3 protein-coding genes are annotated in these 2744 nt (G+C 30.6%); all 3 read right to left on the reverse strand.

Translation table 11 applies throughout. The features are described 5' to 3' along the window. Positions 1-108 precede the first annotated feature (108 nt). The 3 genes from LX95_RS14420 to LX95_RS14430 all read right to left on the reverse strand — a co-directional run bounded on the left by LX95_RS14420 (position 109) and on the right by LX95_RS14430 (position 2609). Entirely contained in the window at positions 109-666 is a 558-nt protein-coding gene (locus LX95_RS14420) for a hypothetical protein (RefSeq protein ID WP_111542161.1), read from the reverse strand. 140 nt (positions 667-806) lie between these two features. Next, positions 807-1568, reverse strand: coding sequence for a hypothetical protein (locus LX95_RS14425; protein ID WP_111542162.1), 762 nt, complete (start codon positions 1566-1568; stop codon positions 807-809). Positions 1569-1787: 219 nt separating this feature from the next. Next, positions 1788-2609 (reverse strand): hypothetical protein, encoded by an 822-nt coding sequence (locus LX95_RS14430; RefSeq protein WP_111542163.1) that lies wholly within the window; start codon positions 2607-2609, stop codon positions 1788-1790. Between the last annotated feature and the right edge of the window lie 135 nt (positions 2610-2744).

A 2744-nucleotide genomic window follows, 5' to 3' on the forward strand; every position in this document is an offset into this window, starting at 1 on the left:
GCAAAATCAGGACTAGTATATGATGATTCTTACAGAAGTACGTTGGCTAAAAATTAGTGAGTTTTTACTTGTTTTTTACCACAGTACTTTGTTGGCAACTGGCTTTTTTTATAATATGTCTTTATCTTTTCCGTCAATTTTGTGTTTCATTTTTTGACCCATTCCGCTTGTCACATATCCAGCAACCATTTCTTTTTTAATTTCTCCGTTTTTTAAATATTCCAAGTTTATTGAGCAATCTCCAGTAATTCCAATCCAAACAGTTTTACTTTCATTCGGTTCAAGTTCTGCGATGTGTTCTGTTTCACAACCGACTATTTTAATGTCAGTCAGTTTGTTTTTAGTTCCGTTTGTGAACGTAATTCTCATATTCCCAATTAAAATCAGCGAGAACCAAATGAAAAGGAACATTATTGGTAGATTAATCAGCATCAATCCGCTTGTTTTTAAAAGTCTTTTGCGATTGGTTGAGTCCGAATTTGATTTAGCTAAAATTGCTATTAAAATTATCAAATTTACAATTCCTGCAAGAACTATAAATCCGTATCCGATAAGCAACAAATCGCTGTTTGAGGTCAGAAAGTAAATTCCGAAAATCAATGCTCCGATTATAAACGAAGTTACCGCAGTTCCTTTTCCTAAAGTGTTATATTTTTTAGACGTCATTTTTTTCAGCTTGTTGCCAACTGTTTTGTGTATGATTAGTTGCGTGTTTAAGCAACTAATTTAGCAAATAAAAACCGAATAGAATATTCCGCAGGAATATTCGTAAGTAGGCTATAACTAGCAATGAATTATACACGGTGTTATGTGCTGCCATTTAATTCATTTTCACTTCTAAAGTCTAATGGAATAGGATAATAAGTTGGATATTTATTTAAAATAATCGGTAGCTTATTTACCATATTTATTTTATCATAATACTTGAAATTGGTTATTTCTGATAATTTCATTAGTTGATTCGGATTATCAAAACTTAATACAAATCCAAATGGTGGAAAAGCAAATTCACAGACTGTTCCGTAATGATTAGTAAAATGTATATGACCGTTTCTAGCTTGTCCTTCATTATTTAAATACATATAAAACCTATATCTATTGGGTAATTCATTCTGGTTTTTATTTCTAACAAATTCTATGAGTTCAGGATAGCTTTCGGTAAACAACAGACTATTCGATGCAATAAAAATTGCTGTAATTTGTTTAAGAAAATTTAGAAGATTTATGTCTGAAATATCAAATTCATAAGATTTAATTTTTTTGTCATTCGATAATATAATACGCATCGCTATTTGGGCAAATTTTTTATATGTACGAACATAATTCGAACCTAAAAAGCCATTGCAATTTTCACAAAAACTGTAATTACCAAGTCCGCCTTGGTGTTTTTTTGATTTCGGCTTTAAACCTTCGAATGCATACTCTTTTGCATTTTTCAAATAATCTAATTGATTTACCGTATAATATCTAGTTTCTTTATTATATGCTGAACGAGGCGGAATATGCTCGAAATTCAATTCTTTCGTTTCTTTGCATAGTTTACATTTTCCGATTGTAGGTTTTTTCATCGTTGGCTCTGGTTGCACATAACGGTCTTGTATATGGCTCGTAGCGTGCAAATTAGAGAATTATTTTCGGATTAAGCACAAGCCAGATTTTTAAATTTTACTATTTATCTTTTTTATAGGAAAGTCGTCAAATTTAAAAATTTGGCGACTTTCCAAATATGCCTTAACTTCGCTTGATTAACTAATTAGCTATGAGCTATATACGTTGTTGTGCGTTCGTTATTTTTTAGTTCCCTCAAGCGTTTTCTGAAGTTCCGAACGTATTTTTTCATCAACAATATCCGTTAAAATTCCAGTTTCTAAATTATATTTTTTTATGATTGTCGGCTCGTTATATTCATTATAAGTTCCATCGTCATTTTTGTCAATTCCAAACCTAATAATCAAATCTTTTGTTTCGTTCAAAAACTCATAATCATAAACATCCATTCCGTCAATCCCAACATTTTTTAGTTTCTCACTCTTTAGAGAATAAATGTAAAGACTTTTAAAATCTTTAAGGTTTATAACTCCATCTTTATAAGTGTCATTTTTCGCAATATTCATTAGTAAATATATGTCGTCATCAAAATATTCCGACTGTATTCGGTTAAAATTAATTCTCTCGTTGAATAGTTTTTTGTGGTTTTCTGTTTTTGGCTTATAAACAATTACATTATTGTAATTTCCATATGCTCCACTTGAATATCGGTTATCACTTGGCTCGTAATCTGATGAGGCAGAATAAGCATTTAAAAGTCCATTTATATCTTCTTTTTCATCCAAAGTTTTATGAGAAACAGGGATAACATAAGTCGAATTTAAAGTGTCAATTAATCTCGGTTGTCTGAAAGAAATAACTTGCTCTCTTTTATTTTCTTTTTGTAATTCCTCAATTTTTTCATCTGATAAAACTCCTGTTTCGGTGTCTTCGTAATCATTAAATCTGCGATGTTCCATAATAGTAATAGAAATAAACGCAATCAATGCTACGATTAGAAAAATCACTCCAACTGTTCCTAAAACAGCTAATATTCTTTGGTTATATTTCTCAATTTTCATTTATAGTTACGATTTTTCTTTAATGACGCACAACGTGTTTGTGTATGATTTCGTTGCGTTTTTTAAGCACTAAAGTTAGCAAATAAATCACAGATAGAAAGTCCGCGAGGACTTTCGTAAGTAAGCTATAACTAG

Source organism: Mesonia algae (genome assembly GCF_003253545.1).
GTDB classification, from domain to species: Bacteria; Bacteroidota; Bacteroidia; order Flavobacteriales; family Flavobacteriaceae; genus Mesonia; species Mesonia algae.